Genomic DNA, 23,928 nt, shown 5'->3' with positions numbered 1-23,928 from the left:
TCAGAACTTCTCAATCACAGTCTCAATCTCTTCTTCTGCTGCAAGTTTATAATACTTGTCGCACCGGTACAGATATTCCTTCGCTGCCTTATCTTTCCGGTGCTGCTTGAGCACTTCCACAAAAACAAGCCTTGCCTCATAGAACTTCCTGGCTACAAACAGTCCCACACCCTGTTCAAACAACTGCCGGGTCTGTTCCTTGTAATAGAATTCTTCTTCGGAATCCCCGTCGTATACGTCATACACCCGCTCATAGGAATTATCTGCCGCCAGATAAATATTTCCCAGATACCTGGCATGGTAATGCTCCTCGAAATCCGGTATCTGCTTATAAACCAGATGAGTAATCAGAATGTGGGCGCCGTATTTATCCCCTTTTAAGCGCAATGCCTTAGCCAAATCAGAATGGGCGGAAATTGTCGCGGCTTCCATCCGCCGTTCATGCCCAATGATGCCGATCATCACGCGCCCGTAGCTGATAGCAATGGTTCTGCTGTTACCGGGCATCATCCGTTCCAGCAAATTCTGAATATCAATAGCCGCATCCAGCGCCTCTTTGCTGCTGGGGCAGCCGTTCGCTTTTCTGACAGCTCTGCTTTTTTCTCCGTCTGTCCTCTGGCCGGCCGCAGAAGCGCCTGTACTGGGTAAACCGGAAACCTTCTCCGTAAAGAAAGCCGACAACCCGGTATCCTCAAAATGCTCCACCACGCCGGAATGGCTGTTGATGGGTTCCACCAGCATAGACAATACCTGATTGATGCCCATACACACCTGCTCTTCCGAAAATGAAATCCTCTGTTTGGGATAATCCATGGCATGCAGCGACAAAATAGTAAAATCCCCCATCATCTGATCTCCCAGCTCCACTTCCTGAATAGATTCTTTCCCCAGCAAATCCAGAATTTTGGCCGGAATAAACTTATAATAACCGTCGGACATCCCCTGAATATCCTGTACATACTTTTCAATCTCCAAAGACATCTGGTTAAAGGCCGAGGAAATATCAGCCACCTCATCATGCCCCCGCACTGCAACCGTTACCCCCAGGTTTCCGGACGCCAGCTTTCCGGCACATTCTTTCAAAGTTTTCAAAGGACGCAGGAAAATATAGAGTATCACCAGCAATGCCGCCGTCAAAGCCAACAACAGCGCAGAAGAAACATTTTTCAAATTCCACTGGTAATACCACACCTGATAATCCTGGATATTTCCGCCCACAGAAACAGCAAGCACTCCGTATTTTGTTCCGTCTCCCAGCACAAGGGGAATAAATTGATTGTTCCGCTTTCCATTCCTGTTTTCATCCGTCATATTGATAATCCCGCCGGTATCAAATGCCTGATAAATTCCTTCTGCAACCTCCGGCGCATATACCCATTCCACCGGGACGCCGCTGTATTCCGACATGGACTTGCTGACATATAATTTTCCTTCTTCATCGGAATGGAAAATACTGTAGACATACGTGCACAGCTCTCCGATCCCTTTATCTCCTCCCATACTGCGGTGGCTCAGCATCAATGCCTGGCCTCCGGAAGGAAAGCTGTCTGCATTTTCTTCAATGTTATGTATAATATCCTCTTCCAGCACTTTCCCCAGCGCTGACAGTGCAAAGGTCTGATTGCCTCCCAGCTGTTCCCGCATACTCTGTTCTATCCAGTATTCCAAAAAACCGTCCATTACCAGAAGCCCCAACAAAAAGACCAGGCAGAGACGAACTAAAATTGTCTGTAAATGGTATTTTACCCGGGCAAGCCAATACAGGCACAAAATCACCGCTGTCAGTGTAATCCCACCGTAAATCCATGCCATCCGATGCAAAACTGCAGGCAGGGTAAGAGAAATCTCACTGATATCCCGATGTTTCCCGTCCTGATAAGAACAGATAGAAACCAGGCCGTTCTTATCTTTCACTCCTGCGCAAAAACCAGTTCTGGTATAGTCTGGAGTCTGGAAATTCTGAAAGCTGAATTCCGGTGCGTCTTTCTGAATCTCTTTCTGGGAAAACAGTACTTCTGATTTTCGTTCTGTCAGGTCAATGTATCGGATACATTCTTTCTTATAGTCCAGGACATAAGCCCCTGTTCCGTCATCGGACAGGCTTTTGAATACTCCGCTTTTGCCGGTAATTCCTTTTATTTTAATCAGTCCTTCTGCTCCGATTTCTTTAACGCGGACTTCCCCTGCATAATCTGTCCACAGCAGAATCCCGTTCCTGCTTAAGAAAAACTGAGCGTTCAAATAAGGATATTCTATGGGTACTTCTTCCAGTATTTCCTTTTTTCCCTTCTGATCCAGAAAACACAGATCAACAGATTTCGCCTTCTTTTCTGAATCCGGTATGCCTACATAATAAAGCTTCCCATCCCGGATATGCTGAATTGAAATCCGGCTGTATTCATCGACGTCCTCCGTCAAATCATATTCTGTTTCTACCAGTTTTCCCTGCTTAAAATCGCATTGATACACCTTGTAGCTGATCCCGGCCCAAGATTCTACGTTGATTTCCTTCAAAAGCACATAAACATTTTCCTGGCTGTCAAAAAAAATCTGGCTGATCATCCGGTATTTTTCCCTGTTGTGCTTTTTGCAGATAATCACATCCCCACGCTTTCCCTCTGGATCTGAACGTATAATCTTTAAATCTTCACTTTTTCCCCGATCCACGTAATACAGATATCCATCCTGTAAATGAATCTGTTCAATATAATTTAATTTAATGCTCCTCCCATACAAGGTAACCGCTAAAATTGCAAGAACCGCCGCAGCTGCAATGCAGGAGATGCCATACAAACTTTTTTTATTCATATTTTTTTCCTCAGAATCTATTTCCCGCCTGAATCATTCTTTTACAGCTGCACGGTGGGACAGCCTGAATTGATAAACTGTATCATTCCCCCATAAGAACAGGTCAGCTTACAGGTATCGTTCACCGCCGGTTTGCCTCCTACCAGCACCTGGGGGACTCCCGGCATCCACGGCCCTGCCGGAACCGGCGTACAGGGCATCGGGGTCAGCGCTCCCATAGCCGCGGCAGTAGCCGCAGCCACCGCAGGGTTCGCCATACTCTGGCACATTCCAAAAGGCGCAATATTTACAAAAGGTATCGTATCTGCAATACAGGCCAGCGGCATCGCCGACATTACCTGCGCCGCAGGCAGAACTGTCAGCACTGAGGGGGCCATGCCGAAAGTACAGGTCATAGTCGCTCCTCCCGTTACACATAATCCCATTGTTTCACTCCTCCTTAGAAATATAATTCTCTTTCCCCTGAAAAATCTCTGCCTTGCCGCAATTTTCTTCTCCCTGCCCTCCGCAGGAATAATACAGCAGGGATTTTTCCTGGAAAAGGTTCGGAAGCAGCAGATAGAACTCGCCGTTTTCATCCGCCATACTCTCCAAAGCCGGATAAATCACTGTGTCTTTGATAAAGTAATCTTCCTCTAAAGGCTCTTTTAAAGGATAAGGGCCGGCATCAGCGGCAATATCTTTTAACCTGAGATAAACGCCTGCCGGTTCCTGCTTCCTGCAGATATACCAGAGGGGATTTGACAGCCTGCCTTTGAGGTAAAAGGAAACAGCAGCTTCCCCCCTCCTATAATCCCCCAAAAGCCGGCAGCTTTCTTTTTCATTCTCCATATGGAACCGGCAGATGCTTCCGGGCCTGGCACTACCCCTGACGGCGGTATGCTCTGCCCGGCGGGGATAAGCCGGGGAAGGATACAGCAGCACCTCCTCCGGCTCCTCTCCTCCATCGGATTTCAGGCAGATCTTTCTGTACTGATAAATGGGGGATTCGATTTCCACCTGAATTTCCGGTGCACCCATATCCAGAAACAGAAAATACCCTCCCTGCTTCTTTTCTGTTTTTCCGCCGCAAGGGACATGAATCCGAATGCCGGAAGACACCGGTTCTCCGGTAAATGCATCCCGCAGCAGAACTGCCTTGGACAGCCGTATCTTCGTTTCCTGCAATACCATATTACGTCTCCTTTCCGGCAAAGCGATAGTTGATTTCCGTTACCCTCTTGACAGATTTCTTTCTTACAGACTGAATCTCCACAGGCCCCGCATTGTAGAACAGGGAGGTCCGGTACGCCGCATTGGGCACAGTCCACAGCCGGACTTTCTCTTCCATCTCCAAATCCTGCATCTGAATGCGGATATTGGCCCCGCCGGAACCTTCGGCCGGAAGAAAACTGTCCGGATCCAGGGCCGCGTGATCCCGCAGCGTCTGGATGATCCTGCCAAACATCTGATGTTCCTGGACCGCCCGGTATTTCAAGTCGCTTTGCAGATAAAGAGTGATCATGTAATAAAGGCGCAGATAAACGGAAGGATAGCGCTGCGTATTTCTTCCGATATTGGTCATCTCATGGGCCTGGATGGTATTGTCTTCTCTGATATCATAAAGCCAAACCCCCACCGCAAAATCTCCGTGATCTTCCGGCGGGCAGAGGCCGATCTGATCCGGACTGTTTAAAAACTCCGGTATCAGCGCTTCCTTCAGCAATGACAGGATTCCGTTTCCTGTATCTGCGATTTTGGTATAATCTGACATAAGCATTCCTCTTTCTGCATTTCAGTAAATGATTTGTAACAGCCCTGCTGCCGCCCTGCTATTTCGGCTCTGATTATTCCGGCCCCGGAACTTCCGTCTGCTCCGTCTGGGTCAGCGGCCCCTCATCTTCTTCATCCTCCTCATCCTCAGTAAAGTTCAGGATTGATTCGGGCTGTGTCAGAATGCCGTTTTTAAACTGACCGGCTTCCAGAATTCTTCCGGTGGAAGCCTCATAGCGGGCGCCCCGGCCGTAATAAACCCCGTTGACAAAATCTCCCTTATAGAGTAAATTGCCGTTTTCATCCCAGAGCTTTCCGGAACCGTAATATCTTCCTTTCAAAAATCCGCCGTCATAAATCAGATTTCCCGTTACAGTGTGATATAGTTTTCCCTGGCCGCTGTACTGGCCCCGGTAAAATTCTCCGTCATATAAAAGATTTTCCGTAGCAACATCCGTCAGCTTCCCGGCCCCCTGGTACATGCCGCCGATAAAACTGCCCTCATACACCACAATTTTTTTCTGGGGATCATACTGCCTGCCTTCGCCTTCGTAAACATCTGATTTGAAACTGCCCTCATAAATCAGCGTCTCTTCCGCGTCATATGCTTTTCCAAGGCCTTCCCGCTTTCCCTTTACAAAGGCTCCTTCATAGATCATGTTTTCACCTTCATAGAGTCTGCCTTCGCCTTCATAAGCGTTTTCCGTAAATCCGCCTTCATACACCAGCCTGCCGTTTTCGTAGAGTTTTCCTTTGCCGCCGTACTCGCCGGCTGTAAATTCTCCGTCATACAGCATGTTGCCTTCCGGATCGTAATCTGTTCCGCTTCCTTCTTTTTCTCCATCGATAAAACTGCCTTCGTAGAGAAGTTCCCCTTTCTTTGCTTCTAAGATTTCTCCAGGGGATATTTCTTCCTCCTCCGGTTCTGATTCTTCCGGTTCTGATTCTTCCGGTTCTGACTCTTCTCCTTCAGGCGGCATCCCGGTTCCTTCGTTTTTATCTCCGGCGTTGCTGCTTCCATCAGTTCCGGTGTTGTTGCCGGAACTTCCGTCAGTATTTCCAGATTCTCCGCCTTCAGTACTGCCGTCTCCAGAATTGATGTTTCCATCCCCGGACGTTCCGTTTACATCCGCCGAAGCGCTGATTCCCGCTCCGCCTTCCCCGGATGCCTCTGTGCCTGTTTCCGCCGCCGTTTCGCTGGCCGCATAAACCTTCCCGTCCCCCTCTTTTTTACCATTTACAAAATCTCCCTCATACACCGTATTGCTTTCGCCGTCAAATTCCGTCCCGGTTCCTTCCTTTTCACCGCCCACAAAACTGCCGTCATACACCGGCTCCCCGTCTTCATAAAGAGTTCCTTCCCCCTCATATTCTCCTTCTGCGTTCACGGTTCCCTCATAGGTAACATTTCCCTCTTCATCCGTTAATGCAACCTCCTTGAGGGCCGGCTCTCCATCCTCGAAAGCACCCTTGGCAGCCACATTTCCCTCTTCATCATAAAGCGTTCCCTTGCCCTCCGGTTTCCCGCTGGCGAATGTCCCCACATATTTTTCCTGTCCGTCTGCAAAATACAGCGTACCGTTTCCTTCATACAGACCGTTTTTAAATTCCCCTTTGTACACCAGATTTCCTTCTTCATCATACAATTTCCCCTGGCCGTCATACTGGTTCAGAAGAAAAGTTCCTTTGTAGCAGAGTGTATCCGAATTCTCATAATACAGCTCCCCCTCCCCCGAGTAGGCTTCCATCTCAAAATTCCCCTCATAAAGCAGCGCCCCCTCGTACGTATAAAGCTGCCCCTTTCCATTAATCCTTCCCTTTTCCATTTTTCCCTTGAAAATCATTGTTCCGCCGTCTTTCTCCAGCAATTCCACATTGCCGCTGTAACCAATCATTTCAGGGGAATTAATCACCATGGTCTTTGTAAAAAAATGCGAAATCAGAATTGGGTGCAGCAGCTTCAGATACAAAACCGGAAGAACCACTGCCGCGAGCATCACAAAATAGACAAACCTTTTCAGCACATAATAACGGCCTATGGAAAAATAATCCTGGATCGTCCGCTCTTTTTTCTTTTTCTTCTGGTTAATTCCTTTGCGGACGTCGCTTAACACCTTTGAAGAAAAAGATTCCGGACTGACCATCCTCTTTACCTTGCGATATACCACCTGCACCGGCGCCGTTAAAATATGCGACAGCCTCCGGGCTGTACGTCCTATCAGTCCGCCCCGCATCCTTCATCCCTCCTGTCAAACTTACGATTTCTATTCCTGCTGTTCCTGAATCTCCAATGTCCCGATTTGCCGGAACGTAATTCCCTTATCCGACAGCACCGGATTAGGCAGCGTCAATAACAGATAAACGGCCGCTGACAGAATCAAAGCCGCCGCAAGCATCGCCCGGATCTTGGGAAAAGCTTTCTTCAGCCATTCCCAGGCCCTCCACCAGATTCGCCCCGGCCTCAATTCCTCCTGTTCGCTTTTCACCAGCACAGATTCATAGATATTGTCATAAGCCACGTAGCAGTCCCACAAATAAGCAAACCGCCCTTCCTCCAGATCCCGGGCAAATTTCATCAGTTCCCGGGAACTCTTTTGCTCCAGTTCCCTGGCAAACAGTTCCTGCACCAGTCCGCTGACCCGGTTGATGCAGTCCTTTTCCTGCACTTTCCAATAGTAATCCACTTCTGTAAAAAAGTAATTAAACCGGATTCCTAAGGCATCATCCACCACAATATTATCCTTCCGCAAGATTTCATAGAGAAAACATTCCGGCATATTCAAAAGGAAAATCTGTGCAAAAACATTCTTCATCAGCAGCAGACGTTCCTGAAGATGATAATTTCCCCGCTCAATGGCCTGCTGCAGCGTCTTTCCGGCAGCATGGCTGAAAATAATATAGTACTTTCCGTCCGCATTGAAGCTTGCATGCAGATCTTTAAAAGTATAATTGACATTGGCCCTGGTGGTAACAGGCACAAGCCGCCTGGCCAGTTCCATATCGTTGACACAGGCCACCGTATATTTCACGCCTTCTGCTTCTGCACCGGCATCTGCCGCCGCATACAGATCAATGGCCCCGGAACCTGTGGTTTTAATTTTTGAAATCAGCTCATACTGTTTCTCCTGAAACTTAATAACCATTTCATCACTCTTTCTCACGCACCACTACAAAGGTGGAAGCCTGCACTTGAGGATACGCCATGCTGGATACTGTAATCTGGAAAATACCCTCTGTCTCCGGCGCAGTGTATTTTCCGTTCTTGTCAATGGAGCCGCCGTCCCGATCCTTGACGCTCCAGTTCAGCCGTTCATCTGAAAAGCCTTCCAGCACAGCGGTAAATACCACACTGTCTCCGGTAAATACATTAGGATTATCCGGCTGAATAAAAATACGCTTCTTCTTGATGGATACCGGCTTGCGGAGCTCATTGCGCAGGGCTGTCCAGTAGACGCGCACCTGTTTTGCATTATCATTCTTTAAGATTTTCAGGCCGATCTCAAAGGTGCCTTCCGCAGGCATCAGCCTGGCTCCCAAAGACGCCGCAAAACCGTTCTGCCCCTGGAACATGGAAGTATCTCCGAACATCACCTGGGTATCTCCGATAAACCCATGATCCACCTCATACCCAAGCTCAATGGTAACCGGCCCGAAGCCCAGCCCATGGACAATTTCATCGGAATACAGCACTTCTCCCGGGCGCATATGCCCGATTTCAAATACCGTCTCCCCATAGGCGGCCTTAAGGGGCTTCTCCTCTTCCTTCTCCTTCTGCTGTTCTGTTTCCAGCAGCCTGGCGTCCTTCAATCTCCTGACATCCTCCACAAGCCTGCCGATTACAGCCGCGGAAATCTCCATATGCATGATTTTCTGACCGAAAGGCATCGGCTCTATCCGCTCAATCAGGCACACATCCCCGGCCCGCACCACATGGATTCTGGCCAGATAGATCCCCTGCTGAAAAGTATTTCCCACAATATAATCCATGGCCGTTTTGTAATACTCCGCCTGCAGCGCCGCATAACCGTCCAAATCACTGACAGAAGCCCGGCTGATAAAGGGTTTTGCATCCCGGTATTCCCGGCCCCCTGCCTGCAGCCGGAAGCTGTCTTTCACCAGCGCTGCCTGGGCCTCCACATTCTGGACGCAGGCTGTTTTTAGCGGAATCTCCATCTGGTATTTTCTGCCTTTTCCAGGCTCAGGCTCTGTAAACGCCACCCGGACCCGGTTCCCCTCTCCGTTGGTGAGAAAGGACAGTTCCAGTTCATATTCAAAAGAAAACTCCTGCTGGCCGGCATACTCGATCTCAATCCGAAGGATCGTGTCTTTCCCCATCTCCAGAAACCTCGGCAAAATCTGGCGGATCACAATTCCCTCTCCGTTCCAGACAACTTTAGGCTCTTCATAAAGCATGGAGGGAGAAAATATTTCCCGTTCCGGCTCTTCCTGGGTCACAAACAAGCGGTAACTCTCTTTATATTTATTAAATTCACTGCTGTTTCTGCCAGCCATCCCGGCGACATTGTGCATCAGCTCCGCCGCCTCTTCCTGATATTCCAGGCAGAGATAATAGAATCCTTCCTCCTGCCCGTCTCCATATCCATCCAGCTCCGTAATCTTGCGCACCGCCGGCTCATCCAGCACAATTTCCCGGCCGGCAAAATCCAGCGCCAGCCCCCGTTCCACCGAAATGCTCTCGTCGTCCACTTCTACCACGCCAAGGCCGCAGACTACTCCGGAGCCAAAAAGGAAACGGTTAATGGTTCTGCGCTTGTCGTTAAAATATTTCTGCTCTGTCTCAAAATCTTCTACAGACAGCAGCTTCCCATAAAAATAGCGGTTCCTCTCAAATGGAAAGCTTTTCAAATTCTTCATCTTTCTTTTCCTCCTCTGCTCCGGCTTCTGCTGCGCCCACAATAGACGGAATTGCAGCTACGCCGTTTAAATTCGCATGTTCATAAGCCACCAGCATGCTGTTTACGCCTGTATACACGTTCTGCCCCAGATAAATGCCCGGCCGCAGAATAATCAGATGCATCCTGATATGAGCCGGCTGGATGTTTTCTATCATCTTCTTCAATGCATACTGTTCCCGCAGAGAAGGCACTGCCTGCTCCCGCACCAGCACGCTTACTTCATAAGGCCCATGGGCATAAGACCTTATCAGGCTCTGGTATGCCCTGTCGTTCCCCCGGTACTGTTCAATCTCTCCGTATTCCAGGAAAAACGGCCTCTCCCCGGTAAATGTGCCTATCATATGCTCCATATATTCCCTGGTTCCCCGGATCAGATTCTTCTTCACAATCCCTTCTAACAAAAGCCTTAATTTCTCTTCGTGCCATAGATGCGCATCGAAAATCCCCACCCATCTGGCCAGCCAGCGCAGAAATTCCGGCTCTGCAGCCATAGGATCCAGCTGCCTGGCAGAATCTGCGATCCTTTCCTCCAAATCCTGGTACACCGCCTCAAACATCCCAAGAAACCTTCCCAGGAAATCCTCCCTGCCGCCGGTCTGATAAATCATAGGAAGATAGGACAAAAAACTGCGGTTCCCGGCATACAGCTTCATATGATGGATTTCCGGCAGAAACCCTGCCTGGCAAAAGAGCTGAATCTCCATCCAAAGATACCTTCCCCTTGCATGGTACAGCATAATATCCTGGGGATTCGCCACATTATGTACCAAAAACGGTTCCATCAGACTGTGCTTTTTCTCCGGGGAAATCTCCCGGTTTCCAATGATTTCCTCCCTGTAGCATTCTCTGCCGTCCATCGATACCTGGGGATCATCGCTGCAGTAAAAATAAAACCGGATGGAATCATCCCCGTAGCCCTCGCTTTCTATGACTGCCCGGTGCCACTGGTTTCCTTCTTCCCCGCTGTCTAACAGCCGGGAAATAAAAACCCCGCTGTCTGAAACGCCTTCCTCCAACGCCAGCCCCTGCTTTGTAATCCTGATATCTTTCCGGTATCCAAATTCATAATCCTTTTTCTTATTAAACACAAAATATCTCAACTGATCCACGCGACCACCTCTTCGCCTGCGGCGACAGTATGCCAAGAGGCATACTTATCTGCCAAATCCTTTGGCCCACGGGCTTACCAATCCTCTCCTGCTGTAAAAATCCTGAAATCCATTTCCTTCAGAAACGGCAGCCCGTTGGGCAGAAGCTTCACATCTCCGTTAACAAGATGCCTAAATCCCCGCCCCCTGGCCTCTACGGACAGCGCCCTTGCCTGCTGCACACAGGGCAGCATATCGATAATCCCATATATCTCACTGCTGGAAACCGGCCTCCCGATTTCCCAGGCAGTTTCGTCCAGATAGGTTCGCACCGCCTCTTCAATCATAATCTCCGCATCGGTAAACTGGGGCCGGATCACAATTTCCGCGAAAATGGAAATGCCCACATATTCCGGATTTAAAATCTTAACCGAAGTTCCGATCATCTTCCTGCCCTGCAGCATCTGTTCCAGATTCCGGCGGTATTTTTCATTTAAACAGCCGTCCCGCTTCTTATAGCTTAAAGGCCGCACCACAATGGAAATCTCATTTTCCGGCACATACTTTTGATCCATCCCCTCTGCCGGCGCCACCACTTTGCTGTCTAAGATTAAAAGCCCGGGCGTACGCCGAACCAGTTCCTCATAATCCGAAGCGGTGACTCCCCGGTTGATCTGTTTTAAATCCCTCTGCAGCCGCTCAAAGCACTCTTCCACCGTTTCATTGTCCCTGCCCCCAGACGTGCTCTCATACTGCCTGACCAGCAAATCTGGAAACGCCGGGCATTCCCGGATTTTTCCGGCTTTGATATTGCCTGATTTCCCCTTGCTTACCCTAAGTCGCAGCAAGCGGATTTTGCCTTCCGGCGCCATGCCCTTTTCACAATTCCCAAACAACAGCCTGTTTTCTTCCGGCTCCAGCACATAAACTGCATCCTCCGGCATACAATTGTCAAAATCTGTCACCTGCCGGTAAGGGTAAAACCTTTTGTCCTGCCGATCACAGACCATCAGTTCAAATTCGCCGCAGACAATTCCGTCCAGATCCAACGCGTATTCCTGGCTGGCAAAACCTCTTCCCGTGCCAATCTCCCGCCGCTCCCAGAAATCATCTTCATAGGCCGCCAGGCGGCAGGCAATCCTGCCTTCAGCCCAGGCCGGCTTTGCAAAAAACAGCAGGCAGTCTCCTTCTTCTGTTCTCTCCTTACGGATAATCCGGGCAGGAATCCATCCTCCGTCCCGCTCTAAATAAAGCTCTGTCTGTCCGTTTTCTGCCAGATACATGCTGCTGGTAATAGAGAGTATCTGGGAGACGCCGGAAAGTTCCAGTTCATAATCTTCATAATCGCAGTAAGAATACTGCTGCTTTACCTCTATCTCATTAAAATAAATATTCTGTATCAGCGGCGCTACATCATAATTATTTTCTGTCAGGGTAACACGAAGCTGAAACACCTCGTATGTCTGATCCTCTACCATCTCACCCGGCAGATAAAGCCCGATTTTCCCGCTTTGCAAAAAAGCATAAGTAGTATCAAATTCCACCAAAAGCTCCTGCCAGCCCTCCTTGGACTGGTATTCCCATTTAAGCTCTGCCAGGGGGATGAAATCTTCCCCGATGGGATTGCGGCTTACTTCATAATCCGTGCGGATATCAAAGGTTACCTCCGTCAGGCTTTTGGGGCAAAATGCCTGATCCATGATAAAATAACAGCAATCCCCCTGTTTTGGGTATTCTCCAAAAGGATACAGGCGCATCTGCTTTTCCAAATCATTGCCGATATTCACATATTTCTCCAACATTTCGCCGGATAAAAGATAAGCGCCTATCAGCCTTATAGAATGGGGCCATTCTTTTTTCACCGTCTCAAATGCCATATCATCTGCATAAAACCTGGCGCCTTTAGGCAAAGGCGTCTGCCGGCCGGGGAGCCCGGCAGGAAGTTCCACGCTGACGGCGCCCCAGGCAGGCCTGGCACGCCTCAGGGAAGCGCCGAATAACTTCAGATATTTCTGACGCTTCCAGCCGCAGAGCTGACTGATATGATACTGTTGAATTTCTTTGAGCCAGGAAAGAAGCCCCAGCAGCATAATCCCCGGATCCGACTGGTTATAATTGGTCCAGTCCGGACATTCTCTCGGTATTTGAAATACCGCATCCGCTTCAATTTCCTGATAAGATTTATCATCCAGATTCAAATTGTAGAACATGGCCTGCGCTCCTTTTTCAAATTCTGTCAGGGCTCTGCAATCACTTCATGGAAGCCGCTTTTGGGCAGCCTGTAAAATGGCAGCAGCCGTTCTTCATTCACTTCATATTCTTCGAACCGCCCTCTTCTGTATTTCCGTAATGAAAGCTGGCTGATGTATTTTACGCCCTCCACTTTTTTTAAAGCATGGGTAATCTGGTTTTTATCCGGCAGCGTGCCGATTTCCCATCCATTCCCGTAAAAGTTGCCGTACAGGGGATTCAGAAAACGTTCCAATTCCTCCCGTACCCGCTTGATGGCTGCAAAAATTTCTTTTTCCTGGGTCAGCTCCAGCACTACCTTCACATCCAGCCGGATCAGTTCCGGCATTACGATATGGAACTGCCCCCGGTTTAAAATAGTTTCATCCATATGGGCGGCCAGGCAGGTATATATCTTCTTCCTTGTCCGTTCAAAACTATAAAAGCTCTCCCCGTAATCTCCGGGAAGCACAACCAGCGTTACCGCTCCCGGCCGGCTTTTCCCTGTTTCGTCACGGTTCGGAAAACATTTTACCCTGCTGACATCCCTGGCTGCCTCTTTCGCCATATCTTCATAATCTTTTGCAGAAACACACCGTCTGCCGTGGCGCAAAAGGCCGGCATTGCGCTCCACAGCCTCCATTACTGTTTCTTCCGGCAGCCCGCACACTGTAGCCATGGGATTAACTACGCTGTTGATAAACCCAACCGTCCGATCCAGCCGCCCTATTTCCCCGGCTGCAAGGTTTCCTTTGTCTCCCCGGCTGTGGCTGTACCTTACATGAACCCCAATTTCCTCCTGGTCATTGCGTCCCCCGGCTTCCATATATTTCGGGAACAAAAGCTTACCATTCCGTCTGTCGGCCGCAAATTCCTTTCTGACGCCGCTGCCCTCTGTCAACTCCTCCACTTCCTTCCACGTTGTCCATTGTTTTGCCGGGCTTCCGGTATAATCCCCCAGCTCCAGCACCCGGACTTCCAGGCTGGAGATATCCGGATAAGAGAGCTGTATCTGCTTTTCCTCGGCGCGGGGTTCGATTTCGTAGAACTCTTCTACAGTCTCAACTGCCAGGATACTGGTAGCGTTAGAATAAATCCCTTCAATTTTCGGGCAGTTCATCCTGTCATTATCCGCTTCCTGCCCGGTTCCTTCCCGCAGGCGTATCCAGTACAAATCCTCTCCGAACATCTGCCCATGGCTGCTGTCTTTCCGTCCATACCAGGAAATCAGGCCCGTATGGGCGAAACCTTCGGTGCCGTCTGCCGGATGCATTTCCTTCCATCCTTCTTTGGACAGATACTCCCACTTCATTCCTGACAGATTCCCCTTTACCGTATCATGCATGGTAAATAAGAATTTCAGCGGCCCGCCCACCGGCGGCCGGTTAAATCCGAAATAGCAGCTTCTCTGTTCTTCCGTCCTTGCCCTGCATGCAGGAAATGCAAATCCATTCGCCTCCATCTCCTCTTTCCTGTATTCTGTCCGCTCCATATTGCTCTGCTGGATCATTGCCTGTGGGTGCAGCGGCGCCTCCATATAACTGTAACTTAAAGAAAAATTCCCCATTACCGGCGCAACATAAGCGCCTTTTGTCTTATACGCATTATTCATCCGTATAATTCTGGCGCGGATACAGTAATTCTCCGCCGAATTCACCAGAGCGGGCTCGATATCCGCCGGGCAGGTAAATTCCATCCTCCGGCGCACTCCCCTAAGCCCTTCTTCAACAGAAAAAATATCCCGGTACTGAGAGGACACTGAAAGCCGCTTCCAGCCGAATCCATTATAATATTCCCAAATCACTTCCCGGATGGTAATATCATATTCTTCCTCCGGCACAAATTCCTGTTTCCGCATAATCCGTTTCCAGGCTATTTTCACGCCAGACACAATTTCTTCGATAGGAATTTTCACAAAATCCAGATCAAATTCTACAGAAATCTGCGCCCCGGTTTTTCCGAAAATTTCCTGGCTGCCGATATAACATTCATCATACAGCGATGGATTTTCACCGAATGCCAAAAATTCCTCAATTTCCTGATCGGTGCCGTTTACATTGATAAACTCCGGCTTCTGCCCTCTGCATTCTGCGTTCAGAGCTATCTCCTTCCAATAAATTCCTGAAAAAAACCTGCCGTCCAGAATTTCTGCCGATATCACATACTGAGAATTGAACTCCTCCATAGCCGCAATCCCCTGGGGCCCCCCTGGAATCTTAAAACACAGCCCGCCGTCCTGATAAGTATAGTCTGAAATCCTCTGATATTCTTCGCCTGCACCGTAGAAGAAACGGATGCGGGCGGGATCGCAGAGAGCTTCCTCTAATTCCTTCTCCGCCTTTTTTCCTGCCGGCACAAGAGACAGCCGCACATTGGCATAATTGTTAATCTTAAGTTCTTGTCCGAAGCAGAAAAACAGAAGATGGCGCTGCAGATTTTCTGTTCCGTCCTGAAACAAAAAGAAAGACGGCACAGGATCTTTTCCCCGGCTAAACACCTCATAGACAGCGTCCTCCTTCGGAACTGCAAGGAAAATCCGCTGCATTTCCACAGAACATACCAGCACTTCCTCCTGGGTTTCGAACACAAGCTGCTCGTCCTCTGTATCTGCTAAAAGCCGGGTTCCTGCCGGAACCTCCGCCTCGCTTACAAGCCCCTCCGGAAGCCCAAATACCGCAAAGCCTTCTGCCGGGCTTGCCGGAAGCAGCTTTGCGTTTATTCCGTCAAAGAAAGAAAATAAATCTCCCGCCACGGACATATTAAATTTTTTAATGTTGTCATACATCATATCTGCAAAAACAGATACCAGCGCAGTCCCGGGGTCCGGCTGCTCTTCATCATACCTCCACTCCGGAACGTATTGCCTGGCACATTTCCTCATATAATCTATAACGTCTTTTTTTGTCATTTTCTCCATTTGCGGAATATCCATAACTGTTCCCTCTTCCACATTCCCGGTTATTCTCCTTCACTTATATAGAAAGGATAGACCAAATTATACTGATTGTTGGTAGCGCGGACCGTATAGCTGACATGGATCAGAAGCTTTCCCTGATCAATGTGTTCGTCGCTGACTTCTGCCTGAATATCCATAATTCTGGGTTCCCAGCGGATTAAAGCATGTTCCACCTCTGTTTTCATAGAGTACATTGTGGTGTAGTCCACAGATTCAAAGGCGTATTCCTGGATCCGGCATCCAAAATCCGGGTGCATAGGCAGTTCGCCCTGTCTGGTCCCTATAATAATCTGAATAGATTCCCGGATGCTGTCCTCATTGGATGACATTTTAATTCTGCCGGTGGCGCTGTCAATTCCAACTGGAAACTTCCAGCCGGCGCCGAGAAATGCTTTCACGCTGCTTCTTTGATCCATAACTTCTCCCTCCGCCAATCTCCGCCTAATTAATCTTCACCATACTGCCTTTGATCTGGGCTACTCCGGAAGCCTGCAGGCCCATTTCTCCATCTGCCTTTACTTTAATGCTGGCGCCCTCTACCGAAGCGGTCTGCCCGCTCAGCTTTAAAGTCTGCTGCGCGTCCAGCTGAATGGTGCCGCAGGTGAGTTTCACCGTATCGGCATCGGCTTTCATCACTTCTTTTGTTCCGATAGTCAGAGACATTTCCTGCTTTGCAGTCAGCTTCATGGCTCCGTTTTTGCAGTCCAGGTGGATACTGTTTTCTTTTTCCTTATCCTGCGCAAAAATTGCCTCGTTTTCATCGTCTATGAGAACCGTCAGGCCTTTGGGGGTTTCTACCGTAATTTTCTGCTTCCCCTCTGTCTCCGTAAAAGTGACTTTATTGCCGCCTTTCGTCATAACTGTCTTTGTCTCATTTTTTTCGGTTGCCGCCCCTTCCGGCAGCTGATCCTTCCCGTTCCACAGACATCCCAGAACCACCGGCATATTCATGTTTCCATGAATAAATCCCACAAGCACCTCCGTGCCGATTTCCGGCAGCCAGTAATTGCCGAATCCGTTCCCGCCGTAGCCTGCCATGACCCTTACCCAGTCGGAAGTCTTTTTATTCTTTTCCCCCATAAGGTATTCCACCTTGATCATGCCCTTATGCTGTTCATCCCAAATTTCCTTTACAATGGCGTTTAAAAGCCCGGGGGCTGTTATTTCCGGATATGTCTTATCGTTTTTTTTATCGCTCAGCAGTTCATCATAAAAATTCAACGTTTCCAGCCTCCCACTTCAAAAGTTGTCCGATACCCGTCTCCGCTGAAGGAATGTTTTACCTCAATAATATCATAGGTTCCGTCGATCAGTTTAGAGTCCCCCTTCTTAATCTTCACCCGGCCCCCGGGCTGTATCTCCGGTACGCCGATGCATACTCCTGTGGCCTGCCTCGCCTGCTTTTTCATCTCGTCTGCTTTATGCTCTGCAATCTTTTTGGCATCGCTGTTATCTTCCACTGCCGCATCCATTTCTGTAGTTTCATTTTTTACCAGCTTTTTTTGCTTATCATCTGATTTCACTTTTACCTCAGCTTCCACTTCTTCCTTCTTATCAGTATCCTGCCCCATAATCCTTATTACGGCGTCCTGAAAAGATGCCCTCCGCTGAAAGGAAATGAAATCCTTGGCCCATTCCATTTCCACAGTATAAAACAGTTCTGCCGAAATATCTTTAAAATAAAGTTTTCCGGCATGGACAAAAAAATCCCTGTTTGCTTTCCGGCACAATTCCTCTTTGATAAAATCATAATCGCTGCCGTTTTGGATAATACAGTCTGTTTCCAGCTTGTCTGTGGGATCCACATCTTTCGTCTTGTACACAGGATTATATACCTTTATCACTTCATTGAACGCCTCGGAATAGCTCTTTACCTGATGGGATATATTGCTTTTCTTGCTTCCCATCATCATTCTGCGCACGTCCACCGCCGTTACCCGGACAGAAGGATTTTCTGAAAGCTCATAATTGATTTCATCTACATATCCGTAAAACAGGGAGGTCAGGGAAGAACCATATCCCATCTCAACTTCTATCATTTCGCCCAGAATAAAATCGCTGATATCAGAAACAAAACTGCGTTTTTCCAAATCATACACATTGGTAAGCTTAATGACAGCCGCGCTTGCCGCAGACTGGGAAAGGGTCAGGTCCACAGACTCCACACCGTATTCGCTTGCCCCGATCAGGTCAAATCCCCCGGCCTTCACTTTCATGGCCGGAACCATAAAATCGTTGTATTTTGCGGCCAGGCTCGCCATGGAAATTTTCGCCACTTAGCGTCACTCTCCTTTCCTGCCGAAACGCTTCCGGGTTTCTGATAAAAGACGGCGCCCTGGCAGTTTCATCCTAATTCAAACTATTACCCATCCGCTAAAGGATTAAAGAGCCGGCAGCTTTACCACCTGGCCCGGCCGGACATCCAGCGGGTTTAAGATTCCGTTTTCCCGGGCAATTACCTTCCACAGATCCGGATCTCCGTATTCCATGCCAGCAATATCCCACAATCCGATTCCCTGGCGGATGGTGCGGTATTTGGTGCGGTCCGGCGACTCAAAGGGGGACTCCCGCCGCTTATCCTTAGGCGACATCAGGGATTTAAAAGTCAGGCTCACCTTAGCCCGGACCGGCATTCCGTTTTCGGTAAACATGGTATAAGTATGGCTGAACTTGGTCACTACCCCTTTAAAATTCAAAGACCCCCACTTAAAGGTTACCTTGGGAGGACGGTGAAGGCTCCCGTCAATGGACGTGGCATCTGCAATCCGCTTTGTAATATTGGAAACATCTGTGGAACCGTCTCCGGAGCCGCCGAAAGAGAACAGCGAAGGCGGTTTTTTCGGCACATAAGTATCCAGAAAAAGGTTCAGCGATAATTCCGTCGCCTCGCCGGAAATATACTGGATGACAGGCCCGTCCAATCCGGGCACTTTTTTTTCTGAATAATTCGCGCTGTCTGTCAGCTGATATTCAGACGGATTAAACAGCACGTCTATGATACTGACTCCGATTTCTTTTTCAATTTCCAGTTTTGCCTTTGTAAGTCCCAAAACGGTTCCTCCCTTCCCGGATTTGTTTTACACCAATCCTCTGCGCAGCTTCTCCACATGCAATTCTTCATAAAGCTGCCTTTTCACCTGTTCTGCCAAAGATTTCACATCTTCCTTCGCCTGCGCTGCACCCTCTGTTTTCTTCAGCTGCTGCTCCACTTCCTTCAGTTTTTTGTCCAACTGTTCCTGTGCGGATTTTATCTGGGCATTTTCTGTCTCCATGCGGATTCTGGTTCTCTGCTGTTCTTCCTCCCATGCAGTTGTTTTCTGTAGGGAATATTCCAGTTCCTGAATCCGGTAAGAAGGCGGCCTGACATTTTGGCTTCCTGCAAAACTTCTGTCTGGAGCAGCCAGAACACGGAGTCCTAAAGATTCCGGGCTGTAGTGTTCCATGATATTACCTGAGACCTCTGGCTGAAAATATTCTGCCGCATTATTTTCTTCCGGTGTACCGGAATATTCTTTCTCATAATGTGCTGCTATTTTCCCATTGGCAGGTTCCATCCTATCATAGGCTGATGCTTTTGTATCGGCAGGTTCTTCCGTCCGTTTCCCGATATTTCCTTTCCTGAAAACCGTCAGGCCAAGAACCTGTTCTGCTTTCCGCAGTTCCCTGCCGACTTCCATGCGCCTATGCGCTTCGAATTGCTGAATGCGCTGTGTCAAAACAGCATACATAGCGGCCGGATACTGCTGCGCTTCCCGCCTGTCCCGTTCCCTGCGGGCTGCAGACGGACTATTTTCTGCCACATATAGTTCCTGCACCTGCGGCATGCTGGGTTTTACATCTTCACCCCGCTCCGATAAGACGTCAGCCTCCTGCTGTCCCTGCTTATATTCCGGATGGCTCAAAAGGACGTTCCCCCATTCCCGCATCTTTCCCTGGGATATATCTTCTATCCTTTCACCGCCCCCGGAGCTCTGGCTGGCAGCTCCCCTGTTTTCTATCTCTGAAATTCTTTCCGGAAATTCTTGTTCCGCCGCTGTCCAGGATTTCTGTGCGCCGTCCAGCAATTGCTGTACCTTAATCACTTCTGACAGTTCTTTTACAAGGATTCCATACTGCGTTTCATCCAATTGCCGGATATTATGTAAAAGTTCCTGAATCGGCGGCATACTGAGCTTAACATCTGTATCCGAAAGCTCTGCGTCTGTCCTGTGATTAATTTGGCGTACCAGCCTTTGCAGATGATTCCTGTCCTTTGCCAGTTCAATCTGACGACGTATCACCTGGGTCTGCAGATCCTCCTGCCCGGCTTTTTCAGAAACAAGCGCTTCCTGCTGCCCGGCTTTTTCAGAAACAAGCGCTTCCTGTTGCCCGGCTTTTTCAGAAACAAGCGCTTCCTGCTGCCCGGCTTTTTCAGAAACAAGCGCTTCCTGCTGCCCTCCCGGTAAGATGTCTGCGTCCTGCCGTCCCTGTTCATACTCAAAATGGCTGAAAAGAGCGTTCCCCCATTCCCAAATCTTCCAGTGAGATATGCCTTCTATCTTATCTCCGCCCTCGAAGATCCGGCGAACAGCTTCTCCATTTTCAATTTGAAGCAGCTTTCCCATTAAATCTTTATGCCCTGCCTGAAAGAACCGCTGGGCAAATTGACTGTTTTGGGTCTGTAACAGACTTTCGGCCAGTTTCCTGTTCCGGGGGTGCAACAGATTCTCTGCCATCATCCGTATTGATTCTTCAGAGCCTGCTGTTTTTGCCTGGGGCGTCGTATTTGCTGCGCTTCTTTCCTGTACAGCATGGGACAAATCCGCCTGCTGCAAAATCAGAATCATGTCTGCCAGATGTTTGATAAATTCTGTCTGCTGTGTCTCTTTCAATTCCCTGATGTGTTCCAACAATCCCTGAATTTCAGGATCTTTCGGAGGATTTTCCCGCCAGCTCAATGTTACATTTTCACCGGATGTCCCCTGTTCCTGCATCCGGCGGTTGATCTGTTTGATCGTATGTATCAGTTCGGCTGATCCTGTCTGATTTACCCTTTCCTTTTGTCCTGCGGGCAGTTCCTTTTCAGAGGGTTCCGCGCCCCTCTGCTCCTGCTTTGCCGGAAAAACTTCCAAAAGCAGCCTGCTCCATCTGCGGATATTCCAAACCTCTTCCCTGGTCACTTCGTGACGGTGCCGGCTGAGAAATGTCCGTTCTGCCTGATGATCTGCCTGATCCTGCGCCTGCCAGTCCTTTGGCAATACCTGATGACAGAATTCCCGATAAGTTTCAAAAGCCTGAGCCTGATGACGCTCTATTCTTTCCCTGCATAGTTCCCGTTCCTGATCCAGCCTGTCAAACACATCAGAGACGCCGTCTTTTGAGAAGTCAGCCGTCAATTGCCTGATATCCACAATCTCCGCAATCTCCTGAAAAGTATCTTTCTCCAGCATCACGGCAGCCTGTTTCTGAAGGCTTTTGATCTCTTCCTTCCGGTATTGTTCCTGCAAACGTTCCATTCTCTCTGACAAAATTTTTCGGATTTGCCGGACTGATTTCGGGGTATTTCGGAAAACAGTTTTCTCTTCAGCCGCCATCTGTTTCGAATTTTTTATCTGCTTTGCAGACTTTCCTTTCTGTTCGGCTGATTTTTCCATCTGCACCCAGACTTTCTGCAATACCTCCGGTTCTGTCTGTTCTATAAAGCGAAGCATCTCCTGCCTGCTTCTTTTCCATATTTCCCTCTGTTGGACATCACCTGTCCGTTCTGCCATCCGATGGTATACAAAACAAAACTCTTTCTGGCCCATCCTTGTGACTGCTTCCACAAGTTTTTCCCGTGCAGACTGTTGCCGGACAGAATAAAAAACCTGACGTACGCTTTTTTCCTTTTCCAGCTGCCGGACCGTGTCCCTGCACCATATTTCATCGCATTCTTTCAGGTATGCAAGAAATTCCTGTTTCTCCTGCCAGACGGCGTGTTCCGCCAAAATCCGATACTCTGTTTCTGAGAAAAGGCGGATTACTTCTTTCTCCAATGTCCGCATTGCCTGAACAGAATATTCCTTTGAATATTCCCGCAGGCGGGCAGAAAAAAGAGAAAGCAGACGGTATTCCTCCCTTTGCTTTTCAACGGCCCCGCAGGTTCTCTGCCAGCTTCGGTATCTTTGTTCCTCTTTCACTGCCTGGGAAAGCAGTGCAAAATACTGTTTTACAGTCCGGTACATTACAAAATCACAGCTTTTCAGCTGTGCCGCGTAATACCGCTCCATCCGCTTAAGGCTTCCTGCCAGCTGTTTTTGGCCGAATTTTGCCAAAACAGGAGATTGCTCCAGCCCCATCTGCATTCTTTTATTCCGGATCACCAGGTTCAAAAGCAGCTGCACCTGCTCTGGCTGCTGTATGCTTCTGCCTGTTCCCTCATCCAGATAAATAAGCTGTATCTGCCCATATTCCGGCGAAGCAGAGGGAACATACTTATCCCACAGCCGCTGCAGCATATCCTGTCTGATATGAAGATGTACTTTCTGTGAAAAAGGCTCTCGTAACTTTAGCATCTGACTATTTCAACCGTCTCTTATAATCCAATTTTATTAATGGTTTCTGTTAATCCATTGTGGGATATTTCCACTTTCTTAATCAGCAGGCCGCTGCTGGTAGCGTCTAATGTGTCAATTTCCCACTTAGTCACCACACCCCAGTTAGCCTGATAAGTTGCCGTTGGGATCATCCCTTTTTCCGGCATTACCATAATGATAATTCCCTTTTTCAGCTCATATCCCGCCGTCAGGGTAGTACGGCTTAACTCTCCGCTGGCAATTCCGTATTCCAAAATCAGCTTATCCATGGACTGTCTGGGTTTCTGCAGATAATGAACCCTGTCGTTCACCCCGCCTTCCGTCACCGTTTCAAATTCCATCGTGGCAGAGATATTGGATACCTTGGAAAATCCCAGAGGTTTTCCGTTTAATATCACCTTAAACTTGGTTCTCTTTGCAAGATTATTCTGTATTGCCATGTATTTCACCTCTTAAGCCGTCCCGCCTGCCAGATACATTCTCAGTAATTGCCGCATTTTTACTTTCTGCCGGGATTAAATCTTAAAAATATCGTTTTTCGGCGGTTCATGGCTGACTTTTCTGTTTATTTCTGATATTTCTTTACACCAACGGAGCCGTTCATTATGTGTAAGATTCAAAACATCTTCCCGGCTCCAATGGACATAATAGGCAATAAACGCCGCCTCTTCATAAATTTTGTCCGCCGGATACACATTTATGGCCCGGCTTCCATAAAATTTACAGGCACTTTAATCTCTTCCCCGCAATGGGGGCAAACTGTGCGGTAAACAGGAACCTCCGCCTGATTAATCCGCTCATACAAATCCTGCAGATATGCCAAATCTGCTGTATAAAGCCCTTCAATTACCTTTGTATCCACCGCAGGCATGGTTCCCAGGCTTGTAATCACCCTGGACAGCAGGATAATCACAAGATATCCGGGATTCTGCTGCACCCTCGGGTCACGCAGCGGTATAATTTCATCTGCAGCCGTAGCCAGGCGCATCTTTCCTTCTTTGTGGAGATTTCCCTCCCTGTCCACATACCCTCTGGGCAGGACAAAAGAAAACTCTGTCTCAAACATCTGCCGTTCCCTCCTGCTTTCCTGTCAGCTCCGGAGAACTTACGCCTCTCCGGAGCCATATTCTGTACTGGCTTTATTCCGCCATCCCCTGCTGATTACATTAGGAAACCCTGGTCATTCCCTCATGGGCAATTTCAAGCGATTCAATTGCAACCTCGGAAGAAGTTGCATTGAAATCCGGCGCCGTATATTTTGCCGGCCATGCATTGATTACCTGCCAGGACGCCGTAGCAGTCTCAGTCTCATCCAAAATGGTAATAGTAATCGTCTTGCGCTCCACTTCCCCTTCCACGCCGGCAATCATCCATTCATACATTACCATGGAATCTGCAACGCCCTGTTTCAGCGTAATATTCCCATATTTTTTCAATCCGGGCAGCTTCAGCGGCGTCTGAACCATATCGCCTTCCCGGTATTCAATCACATCAATGGATGCGTCAAATCCGGATGCCTCCGAAAAACCTCCGGCCTCTAAACCGTCTATTTCCACCTTATATCTAAATTTTCCATATGGAGTACTTGCCATCTCTTCACAACGCTCCTTTCTGACTATTTATTT

The 23,928-nt window shown here is 48.6% G+C and carries 19 protein-coding genes; all 19 read right to left on the bottom strand.

The window, feature by feature from the left end; all coding sequences use genetic code 11:
- A complete protein-coding gene (locus tag ACTO17_RS07005) occupies positions 1-2,808 on the bottom strand; it encodes a HAMP domain-containing protein (protein WP_482557407.1) in 2,808 nt (935 codons plus the stop codon).
- Between the two features lie 41 nt (positions 2,809-2,849).
- Positions 2,850-3,233 carry a DUF4280 domain-containing protein gene (locus ACTO17_RS07000; protein ID WP_482557406.1) on the bottom strand — a complete coding sequence of 128 codons (384 nt, stop codon included), beginning with the start codon at positions 3,231-3,233 and terminating at the stop codon, positions 2,850-2,852.
- 4 nt (positions 3,234-3,237) lie between these two features.
- A complete protein-coding gene (locus tag ACTO17_RS06995) occupies positions 3,238-3,981 on the bottom strand; it encodes a hypothetical protein (RefSeq protein WP_172536400.1) in 744 nt (247 codons plus the stop codon).
- A gap of 1 nt (position 3,982) precedes the next feature.
- A complete protein-coding gene (locus ACTO17_RS06990) occupies positions 3,983-4,561 on the bottom strand; it encodes a Pvc16 family protein (protein ID WP_172536399.1) in 579 nt (192 codons plus the stop codon).
- A gap of 73 nt (positions 4,562-4,634) precedes the next feature.
- Complete coding sequence (locus ACTO17_RS06985; protein ID WP_482557405.1) at positions 4,635-6,794, bottom strand: MORN repeat-containing protein; 2,160 nt, start codon at positions 6,792-6,794, stop codon at positions 4,635-4,637.
- A gap of 30 nt (positions 6,795-6,824) precedes the next feature.
- Positions 6,825-7,703 (bottom strand): hypothetical protein, encoded by an 879-nt coding sequence (locus ACTO17_RS06980; protein ID WP_482557404.1) that lies wholly within the window; start codon positions 7,701-7,703, stop codon positions 6,825-6,827.
- Between the two features lie 4 nt (positions 7,704-7,707).
- On the bottom strand, positions 7,708-9,435 hold the full coding sequence (locus ACTO17_RS06975) for a hypothetical protein (protein ID WP_482557403.1): 1,728 nt from the start codon (positions 9,433-9,435) through the stop codon (positions 7,708-7,710).
- Positions 9,407-10,585 carry a hypothetical protein gene (locus ACTO17_RS06970; protein ID WP_482557402.1) on the bottom strand — a complete coding sequence of 393 codons (1,179 nt, stop codon included), beginning with the start codon at positions 10,583-10,585 and terminating at the stop codon, positions 9,407-9,409. The genes ACTO17_RS06975 and ACTO17_RS06970 overlap by 29 nt, the downstream gene beginning before the upstream one ends.
- A 74-nt stretch (positions 10,586-10,659) precedes the next feature.
- Entirely contained in the window at positions 10,660-12,774 is a 2,115-nt protein-coding gene (locus tag ACTO17_RS06965) for a baseplate J/gp47 family protein (protein WP_482557401.1), read from the bottom strand.
- Positions 12,775-12,800: 26 nt separating this feature from the next.
- The gene (locus tag ACTO17_RS06960; protein WP_482557400.1) at positions 12,801-15,743 is read right to left on the bottom strand and encodes a baseplate J/gp47 family protein; all 2,943 of its coding nucleotides are present in this window, start codon (positions 15,741-15,743) and stop codon (positions 12,801-12,803) included.
- A gap of 8 nt (positions 15,744-15,751) precedes the next feature.
- Positions 15,752-16,165 carry a GPW/gp25 family protein gene (locus ACTO17_RS06955; RefSeq protein ID WP_482557399.1) on the bottom strand — a complete coding sequence of 138 codons (414 nt, stop codon included), beginning with the start codon at positions 16,163-16,165 and terminating at the stop codon, positions 15,752-15,754.
- 25 nt (positions 16,166-16,190) lie between these two features.
- A complete protein-coding gene (locus ACTO17_RS06950) occupies positions 16,191-16,970 on the bottom strand; it encodes a phage baseplate assembly protein V (protein ID WP_482557398.1) in 780 nt (259 codons plus the stop codon).
- Complete coding sequence (locus tag ACTO17_RS06945; protein ID WP_172536390.1) at positions 16,967-18,025, bottom strand: phage late control D family protein; 1,059 nt, start codon at positions 18,023-18,025, stop codon at positions 16,967-16,969. The genes ACTO17_RS06950 and ACTO17_RS06945 overlap by 4 nt, the downstream gene beginning before the upstream one ends.
- A 105-nt stretch (positions 18,026-18,130) precedes the next feature.
- On the bottom strand, positions 18,131-18,799 hold the full coding sequence (locus ACTO17_RS06940; protein WP_172536389.1) for a CIS tube protein: 669 nt from the start codon (positions 18,797-18,799) through the stop codon (positions 18,131-18,133).
- A 27-nt stretch (positions 18,800-18,826) separates the two neighbouring features.
- Positions 18,827-22,282 (bottom strand): hypothetical protein, encoded by a 3,456-nt coding sequence (locus ACTO17_RS06935; protein ID WP_482557397.1) that lies wholly within the window; start codon positions 22,280-22,282, stop codon positions 18,827-18,829.
- Positions 22,283-22,302: 20 nt separating this feature from the next.
- Positions 22,303-22,743 (bottom strand): phage tail protein, encoded by a 441-nt coding sequence (locus tag ACTO17_RS06930; protein WP_482557396.1) that lies wholly within the window; start codon positions 22,741-22,743, stop codon positions 22,303-22,305.
- A gap of 75 nt (positions 22,744-22,818) precedes the next feature.
- Positions 22,819-22,998, bottom strand: a complete 180-nt coding sequence (locus ACTO17_RS06925) for a DUF6760 family protein (RefSeq protein WP_482557395.1) — start codon at positions 22,996-22,998, stop codon at positions 22,819-22,821.
- 2 nt (positions 22,999-23,000) lie between these two features.
- Positions 23,001-23,369 carry a phage tail assembly protein gene (locus ACTO17_RS06920; protein ID WP_482557394.1) on the bottom strand — a complete coding sequence of 123 codons (369 nt, stop codon included), beginning with the start codon at positions 23,367-23,369 and terminating at the stop codon, positions 23,001-23,003.
- A 100-nt stretch (positions 23,370-23,469) separates the two neighbouring features.
- Positions 23,470-23,895, bottom strand: a complete 426-nt coding sequence (locus ACTO17_RS06915) for a phage tail protein (protein WP_172536381.1) — start codon at positions 23,893-23,895, stop codon at positions 23,470-23,472.
- Between the last annotated feature and the right edge of the window lie 33 nt (positions 23,896-23,928).

It is taken from the genome of Petralouisia sp., from assembly GCF_056822245.1.
This window is presented reverse-complemented; position numbering and strand designations above follow the sequence as displayed.

Excerpts from the sequence above, each read along its gene's own strand:
- ACTO17_RS07005 (WP_482557407.1), bottom strand. The coding sequence starts at position 2,808 with ATGAATAAAAAAAGTTTGTATGGCATCTCCTGCATTGCAGCTGCGGCG.
- ACTO17_RS07000 (WP_482557406.1), bottom strand. The coding sequence starts at position 3,233 with ATGGGATTATGTGTAACGGGAGGAGCGACTATGACCTGTACTTTCGGC.
- ACTO17_RS06995 (WP_172536400.1), bottom strand. The coding sequence starts at position 3,981 with ATGGTATTGCAGGAAACGAAGATACGGCTGTCCAAGGCAGTTCTGCTG.
- ACTO17_RS06990 (WP_172536399.1), bottom strand. The coding sequence starts at position 4,561 with ATGTCAGATTATACCAAAATCGCAGATACAGGAAACGGAATCCTGTCA.
- ACTO17_RS06985 (WP_482557405.1), bottom strand. The coding sequence starts at position 6,794 with ATGCGGGGCGGACTGATAGGACGTACAGCCCGGAGGCTGTCGCATATT.
- ACTO17_RS06980 (WP_482557404.1), bottom strand. The coding sequence starts at position 7,703 with ATGGTTATTAAGTTTCAGGAGAAACAGTATGAGCTGATTTCAAAAATT.
- ACTO17_RS06975 (WP_482557403.1), bottom strand. The coding sequence starts at position 9,435 with ATGAAGAATTTGAAAAGCTTTCCATTTGAGAGGAACCGCTATTTTTAT.
- ACTO17_RS06965 (WP_482557401.1), bottom strand. The coding sequence starts at position 12,774 with ATGTTCTACAATTTGAATCTGGATGATAAATCTTATCAGGAAATTGAA.
- ACTO17_RS06955 (WP_482557399.1), bottom strand. The coding sequence starts at position 16,165 with ATGGATCAAAGAAGCAGCGTGAAAGCATTTCTCGGCGCCGGCTGGAAG.
- ACTO17_RS06935 (WP_482557397.1), bottom strand. The coding sequence starts at position 22,282 with ATGCTAAAGTTACGAGAGCCTTTTTCACAGAAAGTACATCTTCATATC.
- ACTO17_RS06930 (WP_482557396.1), bottom strand. The coding sequence starts at position 22,743 with ATGGCAATACAGAATAATCTTGCAAAGAGAACCAAGTTTAAGGTGATA.
- ACTO17_RS06920 (WP_482557394.1), bottom strand. The coding sequence starts at position 23,369 with ATGTTTGAGACAGAGTTTTCTTTTGTCCTGCCCAGAGGGTATGTGGAC.
- ACTO17_RS06915 (WP_172536381.1), bottom strand. The coding sequence starts at position 23,895 with ATGGCAAGTACTCCATATGGAAAATTTAGATATAAGGTGGAAATAGAC.